We start from the raw sequence: 24,665 nt of genomic DNA on the forward strand, positions 1-24,665 counted from the left end.
GATAGATAGAAAAGTTGGGAGATTATTTTATGTTAAGGGATTTATTTGTAAACACAACCATTATTCTTTCCTTTATTTTTGTTGGAGGTCAGCTTTTAAGAGAGAGGCCGTTAAAAGAAGGGTTCTCTTTTTGGCAGAAATGTGTAGTAGGTATTCTTACTGGAATATTAGGTATATTACTAATGTATTTCGGTGTTCATGTTGGTACCATCCTATTGGATTTGCGCTACTTAGCTGTTATTTTAGCTGTTATAATTGGAGGCCCGATAGCGAGTACTATAGCTGTTAGTATGATTTTAGTAACTAGGTTATTATTTATGGATTATTCATTAGCTTCTCAAGTAGCTTTTTATACAATTATTGCGATAGGAGTAGGTAGTATCTTTATTTCGCGTCTAAATCTTTCTCTAGGAGAAAAGTGGGCATGGTTACATACATATATTTTATCTATTCTAATCCCCTCACTATATATATGGTTAATTAAAGATATTAACATAGTAGGATTATATTTAATTTCTAGTATTATTACAGGCTACATAACATTCATAAGTGCAAATTACGTTTTACAATCCAATGAGTTATTCCAAACGATGAAGCAATACGCAACGGTAGACGCATTGACAGGTTTAGGAAACGTAAGACAGTTTGATTTAGAGATGAATCGTCATATTGGTAATAAGCGCATGAAAAATGATTCACTTTGTTTACTACTTATAGATATTGATCATTTTAAGTGTGTAAATGATACGTATGGGCATCCTGCGGGAGATGAAGTATTAAAACAAATGGGGCATATTTTACGAGAAGTTTCAACGTTTCCAGATTTGGATTTTCGAAAGGGTGGGGAAGAGTTCGCGCTTTTGATACCGCAGAAAGGATTAGCTTATGGAATGCGTATGGGGGAACAAGTTCGCACGGCTGTTGAAAACCATTCATTTCAATTGCTAAATGGAACAAAAATAAAAATTACAGTTTCAGTAGGAATTTCAGTGTATGAAGAATCACCAGAGCGATTTATTCAAGCTGCTGATGATGCATTATATTACTCCAAAAGAAATGGTAGAAATCAGGTTAGTTCTGCATCTTAAAGATAAGATGACCAGAAGAGCTTATAAAAAACACCCACAGAGAGGTAATATATAAACTCTGTGGGTGTTTTCATTTATATATTAGACAAGTTCTTTTGATGCAACGAATTTACGATATGCACCGTGATGTGTTGGGCCTACGTATTCGTTGATCTTGAATGAATAACGGATAGCAGCTGTGATAAATTCTTTAGCAGTTTTTACTGCTTCTTTCACAGTTTTTCCTTTTGCAAGTTCTGCTGTAATTGCAGCAGAATATGTGCAACCTGCGCCGTGTGTATTTGTCGTATCAATTTTTTCTGATTCTAGAAGATCGAATGTTTTTCCATCATATAGGACGTCGATTGCAGTTTCCGTACCAAGCTTGCTACCGCCTTTAATTAGGACGTATTTCGCACCTAAAGCGTGGATTTTTTTTGCTGCTTCTTTCATGTCTTCAAGAGAATTAATCTTTACGCCACTTAATTGGTAAGCTTCAAATAAGTTTGGTGTTACAACTAATGCTTTTGGAACAAGAACGTCACGTAAGCAGTCGTTCGTTTCAGGATGTAATGCTTCATCAGCACCTTTACATACCATAACAGGGTCAACTACTACATTTTTGAAATTATGTTTTTCGATTGTTTCAGCAACCATTTCAATAATTTCTACTGATCCAAGCATACCTGTTTTTAAAGCATCTACTCCAACACCGTCAATTGTCGTTTCTAATTGTGGTTTTAATGTAGAAGCTGGGATTGGGAATACGTTATGTGCCCAACCGTTATGTGGATCCATCGTTACGATTGTCGTAAGAGATGTCATTCCGTATACACCAAGTTCTTGGAATGTTTTTAAATCTGCTTGTATACCAGCACCGCCACTTGTGTCAGAACCAGCGATAGTAAGTGCTTTATTTAATGTCATTATGAAATCCCCCTCAAGTGATATAATGAAAACTATGTTTTCACCATTATATCAATGTTACGAATAAGTACAAAGTGAAAAGTAGATGATTTACTTTAGGGGCGATTTAAAATCTTGTATGTAGGAGACGAATTATGTTTCAAGAGAATCGTACAAATGAATTAGTTATATTAAAAGAGATTGCAGAGACGTTGAACACCTCAAATGATACATATCATGTGCTGCAAGCTGTGTTGGAAAAACTGTTGAATGTAACGGGTTTAACAACAGGATGGATATTTCTGGCAGATGAAAATGGTAGATATACAAAATTAATTGATTATCAATTACCAGAGGGATTAAGATTTGAAAATAAACGACCGATGTGTGAGGGGAATTGTTGGTGTTTACACCGATTTGTGGAAGGGAAACTAGAGAAAGCCGTTAATATTATTGAATGTAAGAGAATTAATAATGCGATTGAATATAACTGGGGAGATACAGAAGGGATTGTGCATCATGCGACAGTGCCGCTAAAAGCGGGGGGAGATGAATTTGGCGTATTAAATGTGGCTAGTCCAGGTAAAACACATTTTTCTGAAGAAGAGTTAGTGCTATTACAATCAGTTGCTTTCCAAATTGGAACAGCATTAAAACGTACAAAATTGTATGAAAATGAAAAGAGAAGGGCTCATTATTATGTAAAGTTAGACCGCTTTATTCAAGCTTTAAGGACGATTCATAAATTTAATGCATTGCCTGAGGAGATTGTAAAGCAAATAGGGAAGTTATTTTTATGGGAGCAAGTTGTATTCTTTATTAGAGAAGAAAATGAACTTGCTGTAAGGGCCTCATATAAGATAGATGAGCTACAAGAGGATTTGAAGTCAGCGGCACAGGAAGCTCTGAAAAAAGAAGAGCCTGTTTTGTTAAAGAGTCAGGTTGGGAATATCGTACATCCTAATCGTGCAGTTATTGCCATTCCCATACATATTCAAGATCATATATTTGGCGTACTAAGTGTAAGTTCGAATAATGGAGAATTTGATATAAATACGATAGATGTAGTACAGGCGTTAGCCAATCATATATCGTTAATGATAGAGAACTTAAGGTTAAATGAAAAGCGCCGAGAACTTGTACGAATGGAAGAACGTAATCGTTTAGCTAGAGATTTGCATGATTCTGTTTCACAAAAGTTGTTTTCATTAACTTTTATGACGAAAGGTGCCGAAGCCGTCTTAAAGGGGAAAAACGAAAAGGTAGATCAGTCTTTGCATGAGATACGTGAGTTATCGCAAGGTGCTTTAAAAGAAATGAGGACGTTAATTTGGCAACTACGTCCAGCGGGATTAGAGAAAGGACTATTACCAGCTTTAAAACAATATGGTGAAAGTTTGGGATTGAAAATTCGGGAACAAGTTACAGGTGTTCGTGATTTGCCGCGCGTAGTAGAGGAAGCGCTATGGCGAATTGGACAAGAAGCTTTAAATAACGTAAGTAAACATGCGAATGTCAGGGAAGCGGCGATTTATTTCAAAGTGACGGAGAAGAATGTATCATTAGAAATAGTCGATCAAGGAAACGGCTTTGTAGAAAAGGATGTAAAAGAGAAGAAATCACTCGGTATGACTACGATGCGCGAAAGAGTAGAATTAGTCGGTGGAACAATTAAAATTGTAAGTGATAAGAAAAGAACAAGTGTAAAAGTAAACGTACCATTATGATGTGAAAATGAGGGAAGTTTGTGAAAATAAAAGTATTGTTAGTTGATGATCATACAGTCGTTTTAAAAGGATTAGCATTTTTCTTAAGTACACAGGAAGATTTAGCGTTAGTTGGAGAAGCAAATAATGGGAAAGAAGCGTTAGTGAAAGTAGGGGAGACGAATCCTGATGTTGTATTAATGGATTTATATATGCCCGAAATGGATGGTGTCGAGGCGACGGCGTGCATCAAAAAAGAATATCCAAATGTGAAAGTAATTGTATTAACTAGCTTCTCTGATCAGGCGCATGTTTTACCAGCGTTAAGGGCGGGGGCAAGTGGGTATATTTTAAAAGATGTAGAACCGGATCAGCTTGTTGAAGCTATTCGAAGCGCATATAAAGGTAATATTCAATTACATCCGGATATAGCAAATACTCTTCTCTCTCAAACATTACCTGTGGAAGAAAAGGAAGAAGAACCTTCTATTCAAGTGGATGTGCTAACGGCGAGAGAAAATGAAGTGTTGCAGCTATTAGCGAAAGGGATGAGTAATAAAGAGATCGCTTCTGTTTTAGTTATTACAGAAAAAACGGTAAAAGCTCATGTAAGTAGTATTTTGAGTAAGTTGAATTTATCTGATCGCACGCAAGCAGCATTATATGCAGTGAAAAATGGAATTGTATAAGACAAAAGTCGTAAGACCTAGTTCGCCTTTAGAAGGTGGACTTTTTTTATAGAAAAATACGTCTATGTGAGGACGAAATTGTCTTGATATAAAGATAAAATATGTTTGTAAGCAACAAAACAACAATTACAAGGGATACCTTTTTTGAAAGCATATAGCAACAGAAGAGTGAGTACTAGGAGGAAAAACAATGGCAACAGTTTTATTTGTAAAAGCAAACAACCGCCCAGCGGAACAAGCAGTTAGTGTGAAATTATACGAGGCATTTTTAGCAAACTATAAAGAAGCACATCCAAATGATACAGTAGTAGAACTTGATTTATATAAAGAAGAATTACCATATGTAGGCGTAGATATGATTAATGGTACATTCAAAGCAGGTAAAGGATTTGATTTAACTGAAGAGGAAGCAAAAGCAGTAGCAGTTGCTGATAAGTATTTAAATCAATTTTTAGAAGCTGATAAAGTCGTTTTCGGTTTCCCATTATGGAACTTAACGATTCCAGCAGTGCTACACACATATATTGATTATTTAAACCGAGCTGGCAAAACGTTTAAATATACGCCAGAAGGTCCAGTTGGTCTAATTGGAGATAAGAAGATTGCATTATTAAACGCGCGCGGCGGCGTATATTCTGAAGGTCCAGCAGCTGAAGTAGAAATGGCTGTTAAATATGTAGCAAGCATGATGGGCTTCTTCGGTGCAACAAATATGGAAACAGTAGTTATTGAAGGACATAACCAATTCCCAGATAAAGCAGAAGAGATCATTACAGCTGGTCTTGAAGAAGCAGCTAAAGTAGCAAGCAAATTTTAATTAAAAATAGAATCGTCACTCAAAAAAAGTAGCATTAACATATAAACGTTAATGCTACTTTTTTATATTTTAAGTTCATCAGCCAGTTTTTCTAAGTGAATTCGATCTTGTATGTAATAGGTTCTTCCGTCTTTTGTTAAGTAATTTTGCTGGCAAAACTGGTTTAATACATATAAAAGATGACGGTAGCTGACATTTAAGTATTCCGAAGCCTCGGTATGTTTTTCTGTATAACTGTTATTTTGTTCTGTTAATAGAATAAACGCCGCTAATCGATTTTCGAACGGATAGCTATTGTTTTTGGCGTAACTTTCTGTTCGGCTAATTGTTTTTTCGCCGATAAATTTGCATAGTTTTTGTAGAAATATAGCATCTTGCAACAAAAGATGCTGACAATCTTTAAGAGGAAGCGCTAAGCACATACATTCTTCAATCACTTCCACTGTTTTCGTAACGGATTCTACACCAATTAATCCTAATTCTCCAATGAACGAAGGTGCTTGAATAAAGTTAATTAAGGAGACCTTCCCGTTTTTGTGACTCATATATATTTTCGCTTTCCCGGAAATTAAGTAATAAAGATAAGGAACATCAACGCCTTCATTACATATCCTTTCTTTCTTTTGAAAGGAATGTAGTTCAGCGTAAGGTAAGACATCAAAAGAAAAAAAAGTATGGAAGTTGTAAGTTTGCATGTAATGAGAGATTTCGTCGCTATTTTTGCTGACTTTCATATTTTCACCTCATGTTTAGTATGAGATATCTCCTATTATTTTTACAAGAAGGAATGATACGATTTACGTAAATTTATTTTTGTAGAAAAGAGTGTGTGAAGGGCTTATGAAAAAATATAAAACATTGCTATTTGATGTAGATGATACATTGTTAGATTTTCAAAAGGCGGAGAAAGTGGCGTTACGTATGCTTTTTGAAGAGAAAGGGATTCCTCTAACTAGCGAGGTTGAAGTGCAGTATAAAAAAATTAATAAAAGTCTTTGGGATGCTTTTGAAGAAGGTGAAATCAACCGTGATGAAGTCGTAAATACACGGTTTTCGATTTTGTTTAAAGAATACGGGGAAGAGGTAGATGGGATATTATTCGAAAATAATTATCGTAGCTACTTAGAAGAAGGAGACCAACTTATGCAAGGTGCGTTTGAATTTATAAATCAAATTCAAAGTGAGTACAATTTATATATAGTGACAAACGGTGTTTCTAAGACGCAAGATAAACGTTTACGTAATGCAGGATTACATGCCTTGTTTAAAGATATTTTCGTTTCTGAAGATACAGGATTCCAAAAGCCGATGAAAGAGTATTTTGATTATGTTTTTGAACAAATTCCTAATTTTTCTCCTAAAGAAGGGCTCATTATTGGGGATTCGTTAAGTGCTGATATGAAAGGTGGATATGTAGCGGGAATTGATACTTGTTGGTTTAATCCAGAAAAGAAATCAAATAATAGCGAGATTGTGCCAACATATGAAGTACAAAATTTTGAAGAGTTATACGCGTTATTGAAGCAACGTGTGTAATAAAAATAGGCAGTGGAACTTTTGTCCCTACTGCCTATTTTTATTCGTTTGTAACTTCGTTGTTTTTAGGAAGTGGAAATGCATTACCAATCGCTGCCGCTCCAAGCATTGGTAATAGTAAATTGAGCGGGAAAAACATGAGTAATAGTAATGTTATAGCAATTGGTTTTCTTAATGCATAGCTTGAAATTGCTGTCGTGACGATGGCTACCGAAGCGATTGGATCTATCGGGATAATGGAAGCTATAGCATATCCGATACTAGATCCAGCAAATATAATTGGGAAAATATGTCCACCGCGCCAACCTGTATTTAAACAAACGGCAGTAATACATAATTTTAAAACACCTGAAAGAAGTAGTACCCAGAAGGATAAGTGACTCCATTCAACGACTAAATCTTTTAATTGGTGTTCTCCTGAGAATAACGTGTACGGGAGAAAAGTTCCTGTAATTCCTAATAAAATACCACCGATAATTCCAAGTGATAGTTTGTATTCCCTGAAGGGATGGATTAATTTCTCTAATGTGAATTCAAATTTGAAATAAAAGAAACCAACTATAGCACCAATACTAGCAAGTGGTAGAAAGGCAATCCATTCATTAAGAGAAAGGGAACCTTCCCCAAAATTAACGATAAAGGATCCGCGATTATCGAATTTACTAAGTAATATATAAACGGAAAAGCCAGCGAAAGTGGTAGCTAAATATACAATTGCTTTTTTTCCTTTAGAAAATTCGTTAATTTGCTCACCCTCATTTTCATTTGGAGCTAAATAACCGAATAATGGCGCGTTAAAAATTACACTTAAAGTAGCGCCAATTCCAACCTCTGTTAGTTCATTCATTCCTTTTAAGGCAAATGTAAAGCGATCCCCTACCCATGTACAAAGTCCACCGATAATTCCAACAAGTGCTGCTTCGGGACCTAAGCTAGCTCCAAATATTAAAACGATAATCGCAGTTAAAGTAGCTTTATGTACAAAACGGTATTCAATTCTACCTGTTTTTTTATATTCACCCATCACTTCCGGCATAAGACGTGGATATGTGCCGAAGTATTTTTGGGTTAAACCAACGAGAATACCACCGATAGTTGTTACACAAATAGTGTAATACGGGGGAGAAGAGAAAATAGTAGGTAAGTATCCCCAAATAAAGTGAATGCCGATATTTATTGTAACTAAAAATAGCCAGACTGTAGCTCCTACTATAGAGCCTAAAAGAATGCCGTATAGGACGATTATATAGTGCATGTCCTTTGTGTTTGTCATGTGATACCTCCGTTATGTAAGTTTTAATGTCGAAAGGATTAAATATGCTACTGTGAAAGGAATATGTATAGTATCTTTTTGAGATGTTGGCTTATTCAATATATTGAGGTCTCGTGAGAATTTGAAATGTATACAGTTAAACTACTTACTTAATTTTATATAGTAATCGTGGGTTTTAAAAGGTCTTTTTCGAATGAATATGGAATATATTTCTTTTGTTATGCATGTCAAATTTTTTGTGTTTAATTTAGAACATTCAGAAAAACTGATTGACATTAGGAAATTATTGCTATAAAATCAACGGTAATTGCATAGTCTTATCAAGAAAAGGTGGAGGGACAGGCCCGATGAAACCTTGGCAACAGCCGTATAACGGAATTGTGCCAAATCCTGCAGGTAATAATCCTGAAAGATAAGAAAGAGCCTTTAGAGCGTGTTTTCAAACTGCTCCTTTCTTGTTTTCAGGAAAGGAGCAGTTTTTTTATTTTGTATAAAAGAAAGGAGAATGAGAGATGGGAGAATCATGGGGAAAAGGAACAATTTGTGTGCAAGGTGGCTATACACCAAAGAATGGTGAACCGCGTGTTTTGCCACTTTATCAAAGTACAACGTATAAATACGATACTTCAGATGATTTAGCAGCGCTATTTAATTTAGAGGCAGAAGGATATATATATACGCGTATTGGAAATCCTACTTTAGCTGCATTTGAGCAAAAGTTAGCGGATTTAGAGGGTGGTGTAGGAGCTGTTGCAACGGCTTCTGGGCAGGCTGCTATTATGCTTGCTGTTTTAAATATTTGTAGTAGCGGAGACCACTTGCTTTGTTCTTCCACAGTTTATGGCGGAACGTTTAATTTATTTGGAGTGAGTTTGCGTAAGCTTGGTATTGACGTTACGTTCTTTAATCCGAATTTAAGTGCTGATGAAATTGTGGCCCTTGCTAATGATAAGACGAAACTTGTTTATGCAGAATCGTTAGGAAATCCAGCGATGAACGTTTTAAATTTCAAAGAATTTTCAGATGCAGCGAAAGAGTTGGAAGTACCTTTTATTGTGGATAATACATTAGCAACTCCTTATTTATGCCAAGCATTTGAGCACGGAGCAAATATTATCGTTCATTCTACGACGAAATATATCGATGGTCATGCAAGTTCTTTAGGCGGCATTGTCATTGACGGAGGGAACTTCGATTGGACAAATGGGAAATATCCTGAACTTGTTGAACCGGATCCAAGTTATCACGGCGTAAGTTACGTTCAAAATTTTGGTGCAGCAGCTTATATTGTGAAGGCGCGTGTTCAATTATTAAGAGACTACGGAAACTGTATGAGCCCATTCAATGCGTATATTAGCAATATCGGCTTAGAAACGCTGCATTTAAGAATGGAGCGTCATAGTGAAAATGCTCTCGCAGTTGCTAAGTGGCTTGCTAACCATGAACGTATTGAATGGGTGAATTATCCGGGATTAGATAGCAATGAAAATTACTCGTTAGCACAAACGTATTTGAAAAAAGGTGCTAGTGGTGTTTTAACATTCGGCATTAAGGGCGGATTAGAAGCAGCGAAAGAATTTATCGCAAATGTAAAACTAGCAACTCTCGTAACGCATGTAGCGGATGCACGAACTTGCGTTATACATCCTGCTAGCACAACGCATAGACAATTAAGTGCTGAAGATCAGCGTCTAGCTGGCGTTACATCAGATTTAATTCGTTTATCGGTTGGTATAGAAGATGTTTATGATATTATTGCAGATTTAGAAGCAGCGCTAGTCGGAGGCAAAGAACATGCCGATCATAATTGATAAAGATTTACCAGCTCGCAAAGTGTTGCAGAAGGAAAATATTTTTGTAATGACGAAGGAGCGAGCAGAAACACAAGATATCCGGGCATTGAAAATTGCTATCTTAAATTTAATGCCTACAAAGCAAGAAACAGAAGCGCAATTACTTCGTTTAATTGGCAACACACCGTTGCAATTAGATGTTCACTTACTTCATATGGAATCACATTTGTCTCGCAATGTAGCGCAGGACCATTTAACGAGTTTCTATAAAACATTTCGTGATATTGAGAATGAGAAATTGGATGGACTTATTATTACAGGAGCACCAGTTGAAACTCTTTCTTTTGAAGAGGTAGATTATTGGGAAGAGCTTAAACGTATTATGGAGTATTCAAAAAAGAATGTAACATCTACGCTTCATATTTGCTGGGGGGCACAGGCTGGCTTGTATCATCATTATGGTGTTCCAAAGTATCCTCTTAAGGAAAAAATGTTCGGTGTATTTGAACATGAAGTCCGTGAGCAACATGTGAAATTGTTACAAGGGTTCGATGAATTGTTTTTTGCCCCGCATTCTCGTCATACAGAAGTACGAGAGAGTGATATTAGAGAGGTGACAGACTTAACATTATTAGCAAATTCTGAGGAAGCGGGTGTTCACCTTGTCATTGGGCAAGAAGGAAGGCAAGTGTTTGCGCTCGGGCATAGTGAATATAGTTGTGATACGTTAAAGCAAGAATACGAACGGGACCGCCAAAAAGGGTTAAATATTGATGTACCAAAAAATTATTTTAAGCATAATAATCCAAATGAGAAACCACTTGTAAGGTGGAGAAGCCATGGGAATCTATTATTCTCTAATTGGCTGAATTATTACGTGTATCAAGAAACCCCTTATGTATTATAAAAAAAGATTGTGTAACACGTGGCAACGTTTTCTTTGTAAAGATTAACTTATATTTTTCCGAATCTTCAAAAAACATTGTTTTTCAGATTTTTTACTCATATAATTTCATCTAAACACAATTTTTGAGGGGTGGACAGGATTATGAAAGAAATTCAAATTGGTTTATTAGGTCTTGGGACAGTTGGTAGCGGTGTAGTTCGTATCATTACAGATCATCAAGAGCGACTTATCCACCAAGTAGGTTGTCCTGTAAAAGTAACTAAAGTATTAGTACAAAATATTGAAAAAGAGAGAGAAGTAGAGGTACCTTCTACTCTATTAACAAAAGATGCAAATGAAATTTTAGATAATCCAAATATTGACGTCGTCATCGAAGTGATGGGTGGTATTGATGATGCAAAAGCATATATTTTGCAAGCCTTACAGAGCGGGAAGCATGTTGTGACTGCCAATAAAGATTTAATGGCGTTACACGGGGCGGAACTGTTAGCGGTAGCAAAAGATAATAAAGCAGATTTATTTTATGAAGCAAGTGTAGCTGGAGGGATTCCGATTTTACGAAGTATCGTAGAAGGACTTTCTTCAGATCTTATTACGAAAGTAATGGGAATTGTAAATGGAACGACAAATTTTATTTTGACGAAAATGTCAGATGAAGGGAGAGCATATAACGACGTGTTAAAAGAAGCCCAACAACTTGGATTTGCAGAAGCAGATCCAACATCAGATGTGGAAGGTTTAGATGCAGCGAGAAAAATGACGATTTTGGCTACCCTTGGTTTTTCTACAAATGTAGAGCTTGGAGATGTGAAGGTAAAAGGGATTACTTCTATTACAGAAGAAGATATTGAATACAGTAAGAGTTTAGGATACACGATTAAATTAATCGGTCTTGCGAAGCGAGATGGTGAAAAATTAGAGGTAACAGTTGAACCGACACTTCTTCCAAATACACATCCTCTTGCGGCCGTGCAAAACGAATATAACGCTGTATATGTGTATGGTGAAGCGGTCGGAGAAACGATGTTTTATGGGCCAGGTGCAGGAAGTTTACCGACAGCAACAGCTGTTGTTTCAGATTTAGTAGCTGTAATGCAAAATATTCGATTAGGTGTAAACGGAAATAGTGCGGTATCCCCGCAGTATAAAAAAGTATTAAAAGAGCCAGACGAAATTGTTGTGAAGAAATTTTTAAGACTTCATGTAAAAGATGAAATTGGTGTATTTGCAAAAATTACTTCATTATTCTCTGAGCGCGGCGTTAGCTTTGAAAAGATTATTCAAATGCCGCTTGAAGAGAAAGGGAAGGCTGAAATTGTAATCGTGACGCATCGTGCGTCTCTTGCTGATTATGATTATATTCTACATACGTTGCAAGGGTATGAAGAAATAGATTGTTTGAAAGCAAACTATCGAATTGAAGGGGATGCTAAGTAGCGTCCCTTATCATAAAACAGAAAGAGCCTGTTAAGCAGCTTGCTTAACAGGCTCTTTTCTATTTAAAATCTTCGTACCAATTTGAATAAATGCTTGGATAATCCAGCCTGTTGTAAAGGATAAGATGATTGTTCCAAAATAGATAGGTCCATCTAATAGGAAGCTTAATGTTAAAAATAAAAACGCTAACGAAATTTCTGTTCTTCTAAATGTCCATTTCTTTTTCTCAGCAACGGTTAAAACGAAAGCTTCTTGAGGTGCTGCGCAAAGGTTTGTAGAGACGTAAAGACCAATCCCAGCTCCAACGAATAGATTTCCGCAAATAAGTGTTATATATTTTGGAAGAGAACGGATAGCGTCCATAATAGTTGGAATGGAACCAATCCAATCAACAAAAAGAGAAATAAGAACCATCGTTACAATTGTACCGATCGTAATTTGTTTTTTATTCCAAAAGAGTACGATAAGGGTAAAAGCAAAGTTAATCATGAAAATCCAAAAACCGATACTTATCCCGAAATTTTGATATAGTGCAATAAAGAAGGAATCATAAGGGCTAAGTCCAAAGGAAGTAATTGTCGTCATCATATTAATACCGATGGCGAGAGTGAGTAGACCGCCAATGAAAAATATATATTCTAATTTGAATCGAAGCATAGTTGTATATCCTTTCAAAATGTATTTGCTAGGAAAGGATATATTGTGGAAAGCTTACCAGGTCAAGGGAGAATTTTTGCGAGAAGGGGAAAATGAGATGACGAATATAAGGAAGATTGCTGAACTTGCTGGAGTATCTGTTTCAACTGTTTCACGTGTGTTGAATAATCATCCATATGTGAATGAACAGAAACGAAAAGAAATTTTAACAATTATAGAAGAATTAAATTATACGCAAAATGTGAATGCAATTCATTTAGTGAAAGGAAAAACGAATGTCATTGGTGTTTTATTACCGCACGTAAATGATCAATATTATAGCGCTATTATCGAGGGAATATCAAAGGAAACAGCAAAGAATAACTATAATATGATGCTTTGTCAGACGAATTATAGTGAGGAAAGAGAATTAGAAATTTTGAATATGTTAAAAATGAAAAAGCTTGATGGGGTTATTATATGTTCCCGAGCAAATAGTAAGGAAAAGCTTGAAGAATATACGAAATTTGGTCCAATTGTTATGTGTGAAGAAATAGACTCGAATTTCATTTCGAGTGTGCATATTGATTACTATAAAGTCTTTTCGCGCGGCATGAAGAGCTTAATAGATGCCGGCCATACAAGTATTGGGTATTGCATTGGAAGAAGTAATAGCATTAATAGTCAGAGAAGAAAACAAGCGTATGAGGATTCGCTTCAACAGATTGCTGTAACACCGATAGAGGCCTGGAAGTTTAAGGGCTGTTTTACAGTGGAAGATGGACGTAATGTAATCAGGGAATGGGTCTGTATGTCAGTGAAACCAACTGCGTTTCTTGTATCTTGCAACCATATTGCAGCGGGAATGGTAACGGAAGCAAAAAAACAAGGAATTCGTATTCCAGAAGATATTACGATTATCGGTTGTGATGATCAAGATGTCGCAGATATTTTAGGCATTACGACGATTTCGTATTGTAGTAAAAATGTTGGCGTGAAGGCATTTGAATTATTATATGAAAAGATTAATGATAAGAAAATAGATGTAAAGCACGTAGAGTTATTGCCAGAACTAGTACATAGGGAAACAACATAATAGATAAGGTGTGAAAATCGCTTTTCAAAATTGCGTTTGGTATAATTATGGACAATCTATGAGGGCTAAAAGGGGTTTTGATATGAGATCAAAAGTAGTAAAAGTAATTCTACTCATTACAATTGCATCTTTCTGTTTATTTGCATATGGCTTTGTTTCAGGTGTAAATGATGTGTTAAATCCGAAAGCTTCAAATTTAATTAAAAAGACCGATGTAGTGGCAAAAGAGAAAAAGAAAACGGGAACGTTACAAATCGTTAGTTTAGGTGATTCATTAACACGTGGTGTTGGTGATAAAGAAGGAATTGGCTATATTGGAAGGGTGAAAGAAGATTTACAAAAAGATTATAAGCAAAAGGTTGCTTTAACGAACTTAGCTGTTAGTGGTGCGAAAATGCCGGACTTATTAAAACAAATGGAGAGTAGTGGCGCTCAATATTCAATTAAGCAAGCAGATGTAATCGTTTTAACGATTGGAGGGAATGATTTATTTCCAGGTTGGGAATCGCTTGGAAAGGTAGATTTAGAAACATACCGTCCTGATACAGAAACATTCCAGAATGAAGCAAAGAAAATTATAGAAGAAATTCGTAAGTTAAATACAGATAGTCCTATTTTTTGGCTAGGTTTATATAATCCTTTTGAAGATGTAGAAGATTTAAAAGGGTCTTCAAACATTGTTGTAGACTGGAATGCATCTTTAGAAAAATTAGCGCTAAATGATAAAAATGTATATATTACACCGACATTTGATTTATTCCAAAACCGCGGGAAAGATTTATTATACTCCGATCATTTCCATCCGAATGAAGTAGGGTATACATATATGGCAGACCGATTAGTTCAAAATGTTGCGAGTAAATTAAAACTAGAACAAGGAGGGGTAAAATGACGACGATACTTTCCGTACGAGACGTGAAGAAGGTAATTGGAAAGAAGACAATTGTAGAGAATATTTCCTTCGATGTAAAACAAGGGGAAGTGTTTGGCTTCCTAGGGCCGAATGGTGCCGGAAAAACAACTACAATTCGAATGTTAGTTGGATTGATTAAAGAAACAGAAGGTACGATTTCTATCGGTGGTTATTCTATTAAGGAAAATTTCAGAGAAGCGATGCGTCAAATAGGGAGTATCGTTGAAAACCCAGAACTGTATACATATTTAACTGGATGGGAAAATTTAAAGCAATTTGCCCGTATGCTAGGTGGTATATCAGATGAACGTATTATTGAAATTGCTCAAATGGTTCATTTAGATGAAAGAATTCACGATAAGGTAAAAACGTACTCACTTGGTATGAAACAGCGCCTTGGTATTGCGCAAGCGCTTCTTGGAAATCCAAAATTGCTCATATTAGATGAGCCAACAAATGGTTTAGACCCAGCTGGAATTAGAGAACTTAGGGAATTTATACATAAGCTTGTGGAAGAAGAAAATATGAGTGTGTTTATTTCAAGTCACTTGCTAAGTGAAGTACAAATGATATGCGATCGGGTTGCGATTATTCATAAAGGAAAAATGATAACAGTTGCCAAGATTGAGGAGTTAATTAAAACAGCAAGTGATCGTGTAGAATGGATTGTTACACCGATTTCTAAAGCGAAAGATATGCTAGAAGATGCTAAGGAAGTAAGAGAAGTGAGTATAGAAGATAATCGATTACTATGCCGCATGGATATTGCATCTATAAGTAGTTGGAATAAAAACTTTGTAGAAAATGGGATAGATGTGCATAGCGTTAAGGAGCTTGTATTTACGCTAGAAGATTTATTTATTGAACTCACAAGGGGTGAGCAGCATGCGTGAATTTGCGAATCTAGTTTTAAATGAATCGGAGAAAATTTATCGTAAGAAACGTATTTTTGTTGTCATGCTTATTTTAGCAATCTTGATCCCACTTTTTGTGTATGCGCAGTATCGTGAAGTAGAAACGACACAAAAAAGGCTAGGTACAACGGATTGGAAAGTTTCGCTGCAACAACAAATTGTTGATTCTCAAAACCGCTTGAACAATTCTAGACTACCAGAAGAATGGCGTGATTGGCTAAAGGTAAGAGTGGAGCAGCAACAATATTATTTAGATCATGATATTAACCCGATGGCACCGGGCGCACCCACTTTTGTAAGGGCGTTTATTGAGCAAGGAATTACATTGTTTATTCCGCTTCTTGTAATGATTGTAGCTATTGATATTGTTTCAGGAGAACGAAGTGATGGAACGATGAAGATGTTACTTACGCGGCCGATTCGGCGCTGGAAAATACTCCTTAGTAAGTACGTGACGATGTTATTTTTCATTTCACTCATACTGCTCCTTGTCGGTTTGTTTGCTTACGTATTATCAGGGCTTGTATTTGGATACTCAGGATGGAATTTACCCGTTTTAACTGGGTTTGTTATTGATAAGGAAACGTTAAATACGAATTTTGTACATCTTATTCCGCAGTGGCAATATATTTTGATGGCGTATGGATTAGCTTGGTTTGTTGCTATCGTTGTCGGAACTATTTCATTTATGGTTTCCGTTTTAATTCGAAATACACCAGCTGGTATGGGCGTTATGTTAGCCGCTCTAATTGCAGGTGGTATTTTAAGCTCATTCGCAACATCGTGGGAAGGTGCGAAATATATTTTTAGTGTGAATTTATCATTAACAGATTATCTATCAGGAAAATTACCTGCATTACAAGGGTTATCGATGGGGTTTTCTTTAATGAATTTAACTGTATGGGCCGTTGTGTCCCTTATTATTTCGTTTGTAGTATTTACAAAGCAGGATATGGTGAATTAATTGGACGGGAAGTGAAAGCATGAAAAATGTTTTAAAAAATGATTGGGGGCCATTATTGGCACTGGAATTTGAGAAAGAATACTATCGCACACTAGCTGGTTTTTTGAAAGAAGAGTACAGCACACATGTTGTTTATCCGAAAGTAGAAGATATTTTTAATGCTCTAGAATATACAAGTTATGAAAATGCAAAGGTCGTTATTTTAGGACAAGACCCATATCACGGACCGGATCAAGCGCATGGTTTAAGCTTTTCGGTACAACCTGGTATTAAAACGCCGCCATCATTGCTAAATATGTATAAAGAACTTCGAGATGAATATGGTTATGAAATCCCGAATAACGGTTATTTAGTAAAGTGGGCAGAGCAAGGAGTTTTATTATTAAATACTGTACTAACAGTTCGACAAGGTGAAGCAAATTCTCATAAAGGGAAAGGATGGGAGCATTTCACAGATCGCGTAATTGAGCTATTAAATGAACGTGAAAAGCCGGTTATTTTCATATTGTGGGGACGCCATGCACAGGCGAAGAAAAAGTTAGTTACGAATACGAAGCACCATATTATCGAATCTGTACATCCAAGCCCACTATCAGCAAGACGTGGTTTCTTTGGTAGTAAACCATATTCTAAAGTAAATACGATTTTAGCTAATATGGGCGAGAGAGAAATTGATTGGGAAATTCCAAACCTATAAATAGAAAAGGTAGTTAACAGTCGTTAACTACCTTTTTGTTATTATTGTTGTTCGTTCTTTAATTTTGCATCTAGTACAAACGTACCGAATGGGATAACTGATGAAACGAATGCTCCAAGTGCCCATAAAATTGATTTACGGTGTACGATTGTTACTTGAATTACCGCAAAGATGAATAGAATAAATAAAACACCATGAGCCATGCCTGTAATTTTAACGGCTGTAGCAAATCCTGCAAAATATTTTAATGGCATTGCTACAAATAATAGTAGTAGGAAAGAAATCCCCTCAACAAGTCCAATTGCTCTTAATCGTCCGATTGGTGTAGATAACATGAAGTAGCCTCCTTTAATGTATGCTTGTATATAGTAAATTTGTATTCTTTTTCAAAATAAAATAGTCTATTTTATTCCATTATATACAAAAAGAAAGTTTACACTACGAGAATAGTGCAAAGTTCAAAATATAGTCACAAAAGCATGAGAATTTAAATAAAAACCTATTTGAAGTGTTTGACTTCAAATAGGTTTTATGAGTGAAAATATTAAACAAGTGCTTCTCTTTTTAGTACGAACTTCTCTACAACTTTTGCAACGCCATCGTTCATATTTGTATCTGTTACGTAGTTTGCAATTTCTTTAATATCATCTGGTGCATTGCCCATTGCAACACCAAGACCAGCAAATTCAATCATCGCTTGGTCATTATAGCTATCGCCCATTGCGATAACTTCTTCACGCTTAATGCCAAGTTTTTGAATCAGTTGGTTTAAGCTTGTTCCTTTTGTAACACCGGCTTCAGTAAATTCTAAGAAGAATGGTTTAGAACGCATAACACTTAATTGGCCTTCTAGTTGTTTTTGTAGTTTCTTTTCTACTACAACAAGTCGTTCAGCTTCTTTATTCATTAATACTTTTACTACAGGCTCTTTAACAGCAGTTTTAAAGTCATCTACTACAACAATTGGCATACCAGTAATATCGCCTTCAATTTCAGTATAAGGATTATTCTCTTCTGTTACGATATCATCGCCAATATAAGTATGAATCCATACACCTTCAGTTTTACTAATTTCAAATAGGTTGTGAACGATTTCAGGAGATAGAGTACTACTAAAGATTTCTTCGTTTGTTTTACAGTTAATAATTTTTGCGCCATTAAAAGATAAAATAAAACTTCCATATTCTTCTAAAAGGAGTTCTTTCGCTACATTGCGCATACCGAAAGTTGGACGTCCAGAAGCAAGTACAACTTTTACACCTTGCTCTTGTGCAGTCATTAAAGCTTCTTTCGTACGCGGTGAAATAGTATGGTCGTCACGTAATAAAGTATCATCTAAATCTAAAACAATCATTTTATAAGTCATATTGAAAATTCCTCTCTTTGTTGAAATAGAAATAAAGTTTTATGAAGATATTGGGGAATATATAGTAAGACATCGAACTTCTTTATGTGAAGCTAGGAGAAGTTCTGTATTTTTAGTATAAATTACCACGAGCATGTTGCCCATGATAATTTATACTGCTAATGCCCGATCGGTGAGAGCTAATCATTAGTAAAGATGAATAGCTCTCATTAATTAAAGTTGCACTTTATCATTATCGTAACAACTCTAAAGATAGAGTGCAATAATGGAAGTTTTCCAATTTACGATGGTTGTTTTTCTGTAGAACGAGAAAATAGTATTTCGAGCAAAATTGCCATTACAGATCCAAGAACAAGACCGTTACTTAAAAATGATGCTAAAAATGGTGGGAGTGTAGAAAATGCTCCTGCTGGAACAAACATAACTCCGACTCCTGTAAAGATTGAAAGACCTGCTACTTTAAATAACCGTTCTTTATCTTGTACTGTTTCGTATTCGCGAAAGGCAAGACCAATCATGCTTGCAAATACAGGGTAAATGGCAGCATATCCGACTGCGACAGGTATCGCCGCAAAGAATGAAGTAATCTTTGGGAATATACTAACGAAAATAATAAAGCTTGACCCTAACATAAAGGGGAGTCGTTTATAAATATTAGTCGTTGCAATAAATCCTGCTGATCCAGAAATCGCGACAGGTCCAATAGCTGAAAAAAGGCCTCCTAGCAATTGATTTATTCCTGTTATAATGCCGGCTTGTTTGAAACGATCTGGTGCTGCATTCTTTTCATACTTAGAGACAATCCTTTGCACAACGCGAATACTTGCTAACATATTTGTTAGAAGTAATAGTGTAACGAAAACGACTGTAATTGCCATATTCCATTCAACACGAGGCATTCCGAAAACAAATAGAGACGGAAAACGGATTATATCTGTCACAGGTGTTACTGGATTAGATAATCCGAAGCATGCAAATAATATCCAGCCGCAGACGATACTGAAAAGAACAGAATATTGTCCGATAATAGGTAGCTTCATGATGAAAAAGGATAGTAAAATAACAACGAGTGAAAGAATAAATACGTCAGCTTGTACTTCTGTATGTTGTCCGTCAAGACCGAACATTCCCTTTAAGAAGGACCCGCTAAGTTGCGCGACAAGAAGAAATAAATATGTTCCAATGACCGTCGGTGTAAAATAGCGAACTAGTTTATCGATGAGTCCAAAAACGCTAAGAATAATACAAATAATACCACTTAATAGGAAGGCGTACTGAAGGACTTTAAGCGTTTCGTTGCTGGATCCAAATAATACGACACCTAAACTTGCATAAAGGGAGAAAATGCCCCACCAAAGGCCTGCAGGACCTTCTTGAATAGGAAGTTTATGTCCAAATATAGCTTGCAGTAGGCCGGCAAAGCCAAGAACAAATAATGTTCTTTGTACGAATGCAATAGCTTCAGCGCCATCGAGACCATAATTAGTTGCGACGCTAATTGGTACAATAAGGCTCCCAGCTAAAATAAATAGCGCCCATTGTAAGGCGGAAAGAAATGTTTTCATTATATCAACCTCTTTCATAGATTCCGTATCTAGTATATATGTATTTCATTTCCACTGGCAAAGATTGTAGATAGAGAAAAGAGTTGAAACACGATATGAATGCACGTAAGCAATTATGGATAGCAGTTATATGTATGACCTTTGTTGTAATTCTAGGAACGTTAGGATTTATGACGATTGAAGAGATTAGTTTGTTTCAAGCATTTTGGATGACGATGATTACTGTATTAACTGTTGGGTACGGAGATGCCGTTCCTGTAACACAGGCAGGAAAAGTTTTTGCGCTTCTTATCATACCGGTTGGAGTCGGTATTGTTACATATGCAATTGGTGTAGTGGCAGCTATGATTATTGAAGGGAATTTATTTCATGCAGTTCGGAGGAAGAAGATGGATAAACAAATAGCGCAGTTACAAAATCATATTATCGTATGTGGTTGTGGTAGAGTGGGGCTTCAAGTTGTACATGAATTGCAAGAAAAGAACATTCCATTTGTCGTTGTGGATAAAGATGAAAGCATATTAGAGAAGGAAAAACTTTTGTATGTACATGGAGATGCAACGGAAGACCAAGTGTTACATCATGCTGGAATTTCAAAGGCAGCTGGTTTAGTTGCTATCGTAGCAAATGATGCTGAAAATGTATTTATTACATTAACGGCAAGAGGATTAAACGATGCAATTAAAATTGTGGCAAGAGCAGAAAAACCAGAAACTGAAGATAAGCTAAAGCGGGCTGGGGCAAATAAGGTGATTAATCCATCTAGCATGGCAGGAATTCATATTGCAAAAGGTATTGCGAATCCGCTAACAGTTCATTATATTGATACAGTACTATATGGCGTGGATCAGTCATTTGTAATTGAAGAAATTGCAGTCGGCAAGGGTTCTATTTTAGCTAGTAAATCGTTACTAGAGAGTGATGTGAGAAATAAATTTGATGTAACAATATTAGCGATTTTGAGAAATGGGAATGTTATACATAATCCAACGGGGCAGGAAAAACTACAAGAACATGATATGATAATAGTGTTTGGTTCAGTAGAGAAGCTAGGACAATTTGAGAAAGAACTACAAAGTAAGAGGTGACAAGGAATGCAAATATCGAGCGATAAGATTTTAAATAAAATGGCGAATGAAATTGCAAAGGCAAAAAGCAGTGAAGGGCAACAATCAAAAGCGCATTTATTAGTTGTGCGAGCGTTATGTGATTTATTATTAGATGAACAAGCTGAGCCTTCTATGTATAGAGAACCTGAGATTCCATCACAAGTAATTGGCTCTCAGCCTATGACGACAGTTCAACCAGTTATGCCGGTTTCTGGAGAACCTGTTTATATAAAAGAAGAAGGCGCAAACGGTAATTCTTTATTTGATTTTTAGAAGATAAATCGTTTGGCTTATATGAAAAAATTGCTTATGATAAAGGTAAAAAAAGGGGAATTAAGATGAAAATTTTCTTTTTACTAGGTTGTATTGCGGCAGGGCTATCTGTTGCGTTAGGGGCTTTTGGAGCACACGGTTTAGAAAATAAAGTTTCTGCAAAAATGTTAGAAGTTTGGAAAACAGGTGTTACATATCAAATGTTTCATGCAGGTGGACTATTCGTAGTTGCTTTATTAATGGATAAAATTCAATCAACACTTTTAACTACTGCTGGCTGGCTTATGGTAGCTGGGATTATTATGTTTTCAGGTAGTTTGTATGCATTAAGTACGACAGGTATTAAGTTCTTTGGCCCAATTACACCTCTTGGTGGTGTAGCGTTTATCGTGGCATGGATCTTAGTCGGAACTGCAGTTGTAAAAGGATTATAAAAAACAAAAGCTGGCATACGCCAGCTTTTGTTTATGGTCTTGGAGCATAAGTTGCTTGTTGACTAGGTAAATAAGTAATTTCTTCTGGGAATTCTACATAATCTAAGTAAATCATTAATAGTAAATAACGTTTCCCTGATTGGGGCTCACTAATTACGATATGATCACGACCAGCTGCCTCAATAATACCTGTATAAGATTGTGTACCGAGCGAACTACCACGCTCATAAGTCATTACAACGGTGGCTTGCTTGCCTTTGTTCAAGCGAAGAATATTTTCAATGTACGACTGTTCTAATGGTAACATGCCTTGAGAAACGGCATATTGGGCTTGCGCAGCTTGTTGTTGCATTGCTTGCTGTTGTTGCTGTTGCTGTGGGGTCATTTGTTGCGGTTGTACATAAGTTCCAGATGGTTGATAGAAACCTGTTCCGTAATACGGGTTTTGTTGCTGTGCCATTCAAAAATCCCTCCTCATTATCAATCCTTAATATACGCCAGGACAATCCTCGCCAGATGGCTGGAAGAAGCAGTGCTTTTTGAAGCGACCAGAGTTTTGTTGATTATACCAAGTTGGCGGACAAGGGCCTTCCGGTCTAAAAAACCATAAGGAAAAGTTGGCGGGCCAAAAACGTTGTCCTTGAATCGTTCGCCTTGCTAATGCGATATCTTGTTCTCTTGCACGCTGATAAAAATACCCTTTTTGCGTTGCCTCAAAACCGCCAGGATTTTGATAAACCATTTGACGTAAATTACGTATTTTTTTAAAATCTAAACAATTTCCGCGGACACGATTTACTCCTACGTTTCCGACCATTAACATTCCTTGTTGTCCTTCTCCTTCGGCTTCAGCACGCATCAGTCTAGCTAATAACTTTACATCTTCTTCGTTATAAGCAATAACACCCATTATGTGTCACCTCTCTTTTTGGAATACCTTGTGGAAAGAGGTTTATTTCTAGATGAAGTGTGTAACGATTACTAGTTCATACGTATGAGAAAAAGGACTCAGATATGACAACCAAACGAAGTTTTACATGGAGAGAGGGAAATAAAAAAAGCTAGCGTGAGCTAGCTTTCCATCATTAAAATACTTTAGACCATAAGTTTGAGAAGAAATCTCCAATAGAGCGCATTGTTAATACGAACCAATTTGCCTTTTCAACTTCTTCTGTCGTTTTTGCAGTAACTTTCATGTTTTTATTTCCATCTAAAAATCCGTATTTATCAGTTGGTTCTAGAACGATGGAACCTACCTTTGCATCCTTTTTAACAGGAGCGACTAAATGTCCATCTTCAGCAAGGGATTTATCTACTTCAGTCCCAATTTTATAAGGATCTTTGCTACCTTTTTTCGCAATTACTGTTATTTCTTTTTCCGGTGTAACAGTCACTTGATCTTCTTTCCCTTTTAATACAGGGATTGTATTGTTTTTATCTACTTTTAATTTTTGTTTCTCAAAGTTATTAAATCCGTATTCGATTAATTCACGAGATTCAGTGAAACGCTCGTCCATTGATTTTGTTTTAATAATTACTGAAATGAGGCGTAAGTCACCACGTTTTGCTGTAATAGTGAATCCGTATCCAGCAGTATCAGAACTACCAGTTTTTAAACCATCTGTTCCTTCATAAGAAAAAGCGGCACCTGGTAACATCCAGTTCCAGTTTTCCATACGAATTGGTTTCGGATGATTATCTGGGAAGTTTCTAAATCTTTGTTTTGTATCCTCTAGCATTTCTGGATACTTTGTAATTATTGCTTTTGAAAGCATACCCATATCGCGAGCTGACATGGAATTTTCTCCATTCGGATCCGTTCCCTCAGGGTGTTTTCCCTTTAAGTCAGCGTTATTTAACCCAGTAGCGTTTACAAATTTATATTTCTTTAACCCTAGTTTTTTTGCATGTTCATTTGCAAGGTTTAAGAAGTTTTTCTCACTTCCTGCAAGAAGTTCTGCTAAGGCAATACTAGATCCGTTTGCAGAGAAGATAACGATAGAATGATATAATTCTCTTACAGTATATTGACGTCCCTTTTCAAACGGAACGTTAGAGAATTCATTATTACGTGAAACTTCATAAGCATAATCAGAAATGTTTACCTTTGTATCCCAAGTGATTTTTCCTTCTTTAATTGCTTCTAATACGGCATAAACAACAATTAGTTTTGACATACTAGCAATAGCTAGCAATTCATCTGGATTTTGTTCATGCAATATTTTTCCTGTATCTACATCAAATAGAAGTGCAGCAGCTGCCTCAATGTGTATTTTTTCTTCCGCATGGGATGTTGTTACTCCTAAGGAAGAAATTGACAATAAAAGCGCTAGTAAAATAGACAAGATTTTCTTCATATAGATTATCACCTTCGCATCGTTATTAGCATGTAGCTCGTACCATTTTAGCATAAATTTAGATATATAAAAGTTACAATTTTGTAAGGGATTTGAAAGGGATTTGTCGATTTTTGTTCAAATTTGCGGAGAAAAGAAGTTTTTTGAAGAGAAATATAGAGGGTAATAAAAAAAGGAACGAATTTCGTTCCTTTTTCACGATTTGCCCCG

General features: G+C 36.1%; 26 protein-coding genes and 1 riboswitch. Of the genes, 16 read left to right on the top strand and 10 right to left on the bottom strand.

Annotated features, from left to right (window positions below):
- Window positions 1–29: 29 nt before the first annotated feature.
- Window positions 30–1,088, top strand: coding sequence for a GGDEF domain-containing protein (locus tag MNO09_RS02660; RefSeq protein ID WP_241950083.1), 1,059 nt, complete (start codon window positions 30–32; stop codon window positions 1,086–1,088).
- Between the two features lie 81 nt (window positions 1,089–1,169).
- On the opposite strand, the gene pdxK is transcribed toward MNO09_RS02660, so the two are convergent.
- Window positions 1,170–1,994 carry a pyridoxine/pyridoxal/pyridoxamine kinase gene (gene pdxK / locus MNO09_RS02665; protein WP_000174241.1) on the bottom strand — a complete coding sequence of 275 codons (825 nt, stop codon included), beginning with the start codon at window positions 1,992–1,994 and terminating at the stop codon, window positions 1,170–1,172.
- 134 nt (window positions 1,995–2,128) lie between these two features.
- Between pdxK and MNO09_RS02670 the strand changes: the two genes are divergently transcribed.
- From MNO09_RS02670 to MNO09_RS02680, 3 genes are all read left to right on the top strand, one after another.
- On the top strand, window positions 2,129–3,700 hold the full coding sequence (locus MNO09_RS02670; RefSeq protein WP_000485086.1) for a GAF domain-containing sensor histidine kinase: 1,572 nt from the start codon (window positions 2,129–2,131) through the stop codon (window positions 3,698–3,700).
- Window positions 3,701–3,720: 20 nt separating this feature from the next.
- Entirely contained in the window at window positions 3,721–4,368 is a 648-nt protein-coding gene (locus MNO09_RS02675) for a response regulator (protein WP_000695794.1), read from the top strand.
- Window positions 4,369–4,558: 190 nt separating this feature from the next.
- Window positions 4,559–5,185 (top strand): FMN-dependent NADH-azoreductase, encoded by a 627-nt coding sequence (locus MNO09_RS02680; RefSeq protein WP_000246726.1) that lies wholly within the window; start codon window positions 4,559–4,561, stop codon window positions 5,183–5,185.
- A gap of 62 nt (window positions 5,186–5,247) precedes the next feature.
- Here MNO09_RS02680 and MNO09_RS02685 read toward each other — a convergent pair whose 3' ends face one another.
- On the bottom strand, window positions 5,248–5,919 hold the full coding sequence (locus tag MNO09_RS02685; RefSeq protein ID WP_000868707.1) for a transcriptional regulator YeiL: 672 nt from the start codon (window positions 5,917–5,919) through the stop codon (window positions 5,248–5,250).
- 106 nt (window positions 5,920–6,025) lie between these two features.
- On the opposite strand from MNO09_RS02685, the gene MNO09_RS02690 reads away from it, so the two are divergent.
- On the top strand, window positions 6,026–6,721 hold the full coding sequence (locus MNO09_RS02690; protein ID WP_000760181.1) for a YjjG family noncanonical pyrimidine nucleotidase: 696 nt from the start codon (window positions 6,026–6,028) through the stop codon (window positions 6,719–6,721).
- Between the two features lie 40 nt (window positions 6,722–6,761).
- Here MNO09_RS02690 and MNO09_RS02695 read toward each other — a convergent pair whose 3' ends face one another.
- Window positions 6,762–7,994, bottom strand: a complete 1,233-nt coding sequence (locus MNO09_RS02695; RefSeq protein ID WP_000185594.1) for a chloride channel protein — start codon at window positions 7,992–7,994, stop codon at window positions 6,762–6,764.
- Window positions 7,995–8,308: 314 nt separating this feature from the next.
- Window positions 8,309–8,413, top strand: a riboswitch (SAM riboswitch).
- Between the two features lie 93 nt (window positions 8,414–8,506).
- Between MNO09_RS02695 and MNO09_RS02700 the strand changes: the two genes are divergently transcribed.
- The 3 genes from MNO09_RS02700 (at window position 8,507) to MNO09_RS02710 (ending at window position 12,131) form a co-directional block, all read left to right on the top strand.
- Window positions 8,507–9,805: a bifunctional O-acetylhomoserine aminocarboxypropyltransferase/cysteine synthase gene (locus MNO09_RS02700; RefSeq protein WP_088107528.1), complete on the top strand. Its 1,299-nt coding sequence runs from the start codon at window positions 8,507–8,509 to the stop codon at window positions 9,803–9,805.
- On the top strand, window positions 9,789–10,694 hold the full coding sequence (gene metA, locus MNO09_RS02705) for a homoserine O-acetyltransferase MetA (protein ID WP_088107527.1): 906 nt from the start codon (window positions 9,789–9,791) through the stop codon (window positions 10,692–10,694). The genes MNO09_RS02700 and metA overlap by 17 nt, the downstream gene beginning before the upstream one ends.
- A gap of 141 nt (window positions 10,695–10,835) precedes the next feature.
- Window positions 10,836–12,131: a homoserine dehydrogenase gene (locus MNO09_RS02710; RefSeq protein ID WP_088107526.1), complete on the top strand. Its 1,296-nt coding sequence runs from the start codon at window positions 10,836–10,838 to the stop codon at window positions 12,129–12,131.
- 30 nt (window positions 12,132–12,161) lie between these two features.
- On the opposite strand, the gene MNO09_RS02715 is transcribed toward MNO09_RS02710, so the two are convergent.
- Window positions 12,162–12,788, bottom strand: a complete 627-nt coding sequence (locus MNO09_RS02715; protein WP_000943426.1) for a YczE/YyaS/YitT family protein — start codon at window positions 12,786–12,788, stop codon at window positions 12,162–12,164.
- A gap of 97 nt (window positions 12,789–12,885) precedes the next feature.
- Between MNO09_RS02715 and MNO09_RS02720 the strand changes: the two genes are divergently transcribed.
- Genes MNO09_RS02720 through MNO09_RS02740 form a run of 5 tightly spaced genes read left to right on the top strand, consistent with a single transcriptional unit; the run spans window position 12,886 to window position 17,351 of the window.
- The gene (locus MNO09_RS02720; protein ID WP_000181999.1) at window positions 12,886–13,863 is read left to right on the top strand and encodes a LacI family DNA-binding transcriptional regulator; all 978 of its coding nucleotides are present in this window, start codon (window positions 12,886–12,888) and stop codon (window positions 13,861–13,863) included.
- A 10-nt stretch (window positions 13,864–13,873) separates the two neighbouring features.
- On the top strand, window positions 13,874–14,755 hold the full coding sequence (locus MNO09_RS02725; protein WP_116480677.1) for an SGNH/GDSL hydrolase family protein: 882 nt from the start codon (window positions 13,874–13,876) through the stop codon (window positions 14,753–14,755).
- Complete coding sequence (locus tag MNO09_RS02730; protein WP_088107525.1) at window positions 14,752–15,669, top strand: ABC transporter ATP-binding protein; 918 nt, start codon at window positions 14,752–14,754, stop codon at window positions 15,667–15,669. The genes MNO09_RS02725 and MNO09_RS02730 overlap by 4 nt, the downstream gene beginning before the upstream one ends.
- Window positions 15,662–16,654, top strand: a complete 993-nt coding sequence (locus MNO09_RS02735) for a DUF2705 family protein (RefSeq protein ID WP_001206503.1) — start codon at window positions 15,662–15,664, stop codon at window positions 16,652–16,654. Before MNO09_RS02730 ends, MNO09_RS02735 begins: the two co-directional genes overlap by 8 nt.
- Window positions 16,655–16,673: 19 nt before the next feature.
- Entirely contained in the window at window positions 16,674–17,351 is a 678-nt protein-coding gene (locus MNO09_RS02740) for a uracil-DNA glycosylase (RefSeq protein WP_088107524.1), read from the top strand.
- Between the two features lie 41 nt (window positions 17,352–17,392).
- Here MNO09_RS02740 and MNO09_RS02745 read toward each other — a convergent pair whose 3' ends face one another.
- From MNO09_RS02745 to MNO09_RS02755, 3 genes are all read right to left on the bottom strand, one after another.
- Window positions 17,393–17,686, bottom strand: coding sequence for a DUF3817 domain-containing protein (locus tag MNO09_RS02745; RefSeq protein ID WP_000953396.1), 294 nt, complete (start codon window positions 17,684–17,686; stop codon window positions 17,393–17,395).
- A 209-nt stretch (window positions 17,687–17,895) separates the two neighbouring features.
- Entirely contained in the window at window positions 17,896–18,717 is an 822-nt protein-coding gene (locus MNO09_RS02750) for a Cof-type HAD-IIB family hydrolase (RefSeq protein WP_048560450.1), read from the bottom strand.
- 281 nt (window positions 18,718–18,998) lie between these two features.
- Entirely contained in the window at window positions 18,999–20,282 is a 1,284-nt protein-coding gene (locus MNO09_RS02755; protein ID WP_140399267.1) for a purine/pyrimidine permease, read from the bottom strand.
- Between the two features lie 95 nt (window positions 20,283–20,377).
- Here MNO09_RS02755 and MNO09_RS02760 point away from each other — a divergent pair, with 95 nt between their 5' ends.
- The 3 genes from MNO09_RS02760 to MNO09_RS02770 all read left to right on the top strand — a co-directional run bounded on the left by MNO09_RS02760 (window position 20,378) and on the right by MNO09_RS02770 (window position 22,098).
- The gene (locus MNO09_RS02760; RefSeq protein ID WP_000994006.1) at window positions 20,378–21,370 is read left to right on the top strand and encodes a potassium channel family protein; all 993 of its coding nucleotides are present in this window, start codon (window positions 20,378–20,380) and stop codon (window positions 21,368–21,370) included.
- A gap of 6 nt (window positions 21,371–21,376) precedes the next feature.
- Window positions 21,377–21,664: a YwdI family protein gene (locus tag MNO09_RS02765; protein WP_001167358.1), complete on the top strand. Its 288-nt coding sequence runs from the start codon at window positions 21,377–21,379 to the stop codon at window positions 21,662–21,664.
- A 65-nt stretch (window positions 21,665–21,729) separates the two neighbouring features.
- Window positions 21,730–22,098 (top strand): DUF423 domain-containing protein, encoded by a 369-nt coding sequence (locus MNO09_RS02770; protein ID WP_000688324.1) that lies wholly within the window; start codon window positions 21,730–21,732, stop codon window positions 22,096–22,098.
- Window positions 22,099–22,129: 31 nt separating this feature from the next.
- Here the strand turns inward: MNO09_RS02770 and gerQ are convergent, their stop codons facing one another.
- The 3 genes from gerQ to MNO09_RS02785 form a co-directional block, all read right to left on the bottom strand.
- Entirely contained in the window at window positions 22,130–22,558 is a 429-nt protein-coding gene (gene gerQ / locus MNO09_RS02775) for a spore coat protein GerQ (RefSeq protein ID WP_000068648.1), read from the bottom strand.
- A gap of 27 nt (window positions 22,559–22,585) precedes the next feature.
- Window positions 22,586–23,008, bottom strand: coding sequence for a cell wall hydrolase CwlJ (gene cwlJ / locus MNO09_RS02780; protein ID WP_000538163.1), 423 nt, complete (start codon window positions 23,006–23,008; stop codon window positions 22,586–22,588).
- A gap of 175 nt (window positions 23,009–23,183) precedes the next feature.
- On the bottom strand, window positions 23,184–24,455 hold the full coding sequence (locus MNO09_RS02785) for a serine hydrolase (RefSeq protein ID WP_000722846.1): 1,272 nt from the start codon (window positions 24,453–24,455) through the stop codon (window positions 23,184–23,186).
- Window positions 24,456–24,665 lie beyond the last annotated feature (210 nt).

The sequence above is a fragment of the Bacillus sp. N5-665 genome (genome assembly GCF_022637375.2).
GTDB lineage: Bacteria > Bacillota > Bacilli > Bacillales > Bacillaceae_G > Bacillus_A > Bacillus_A wiedmannii.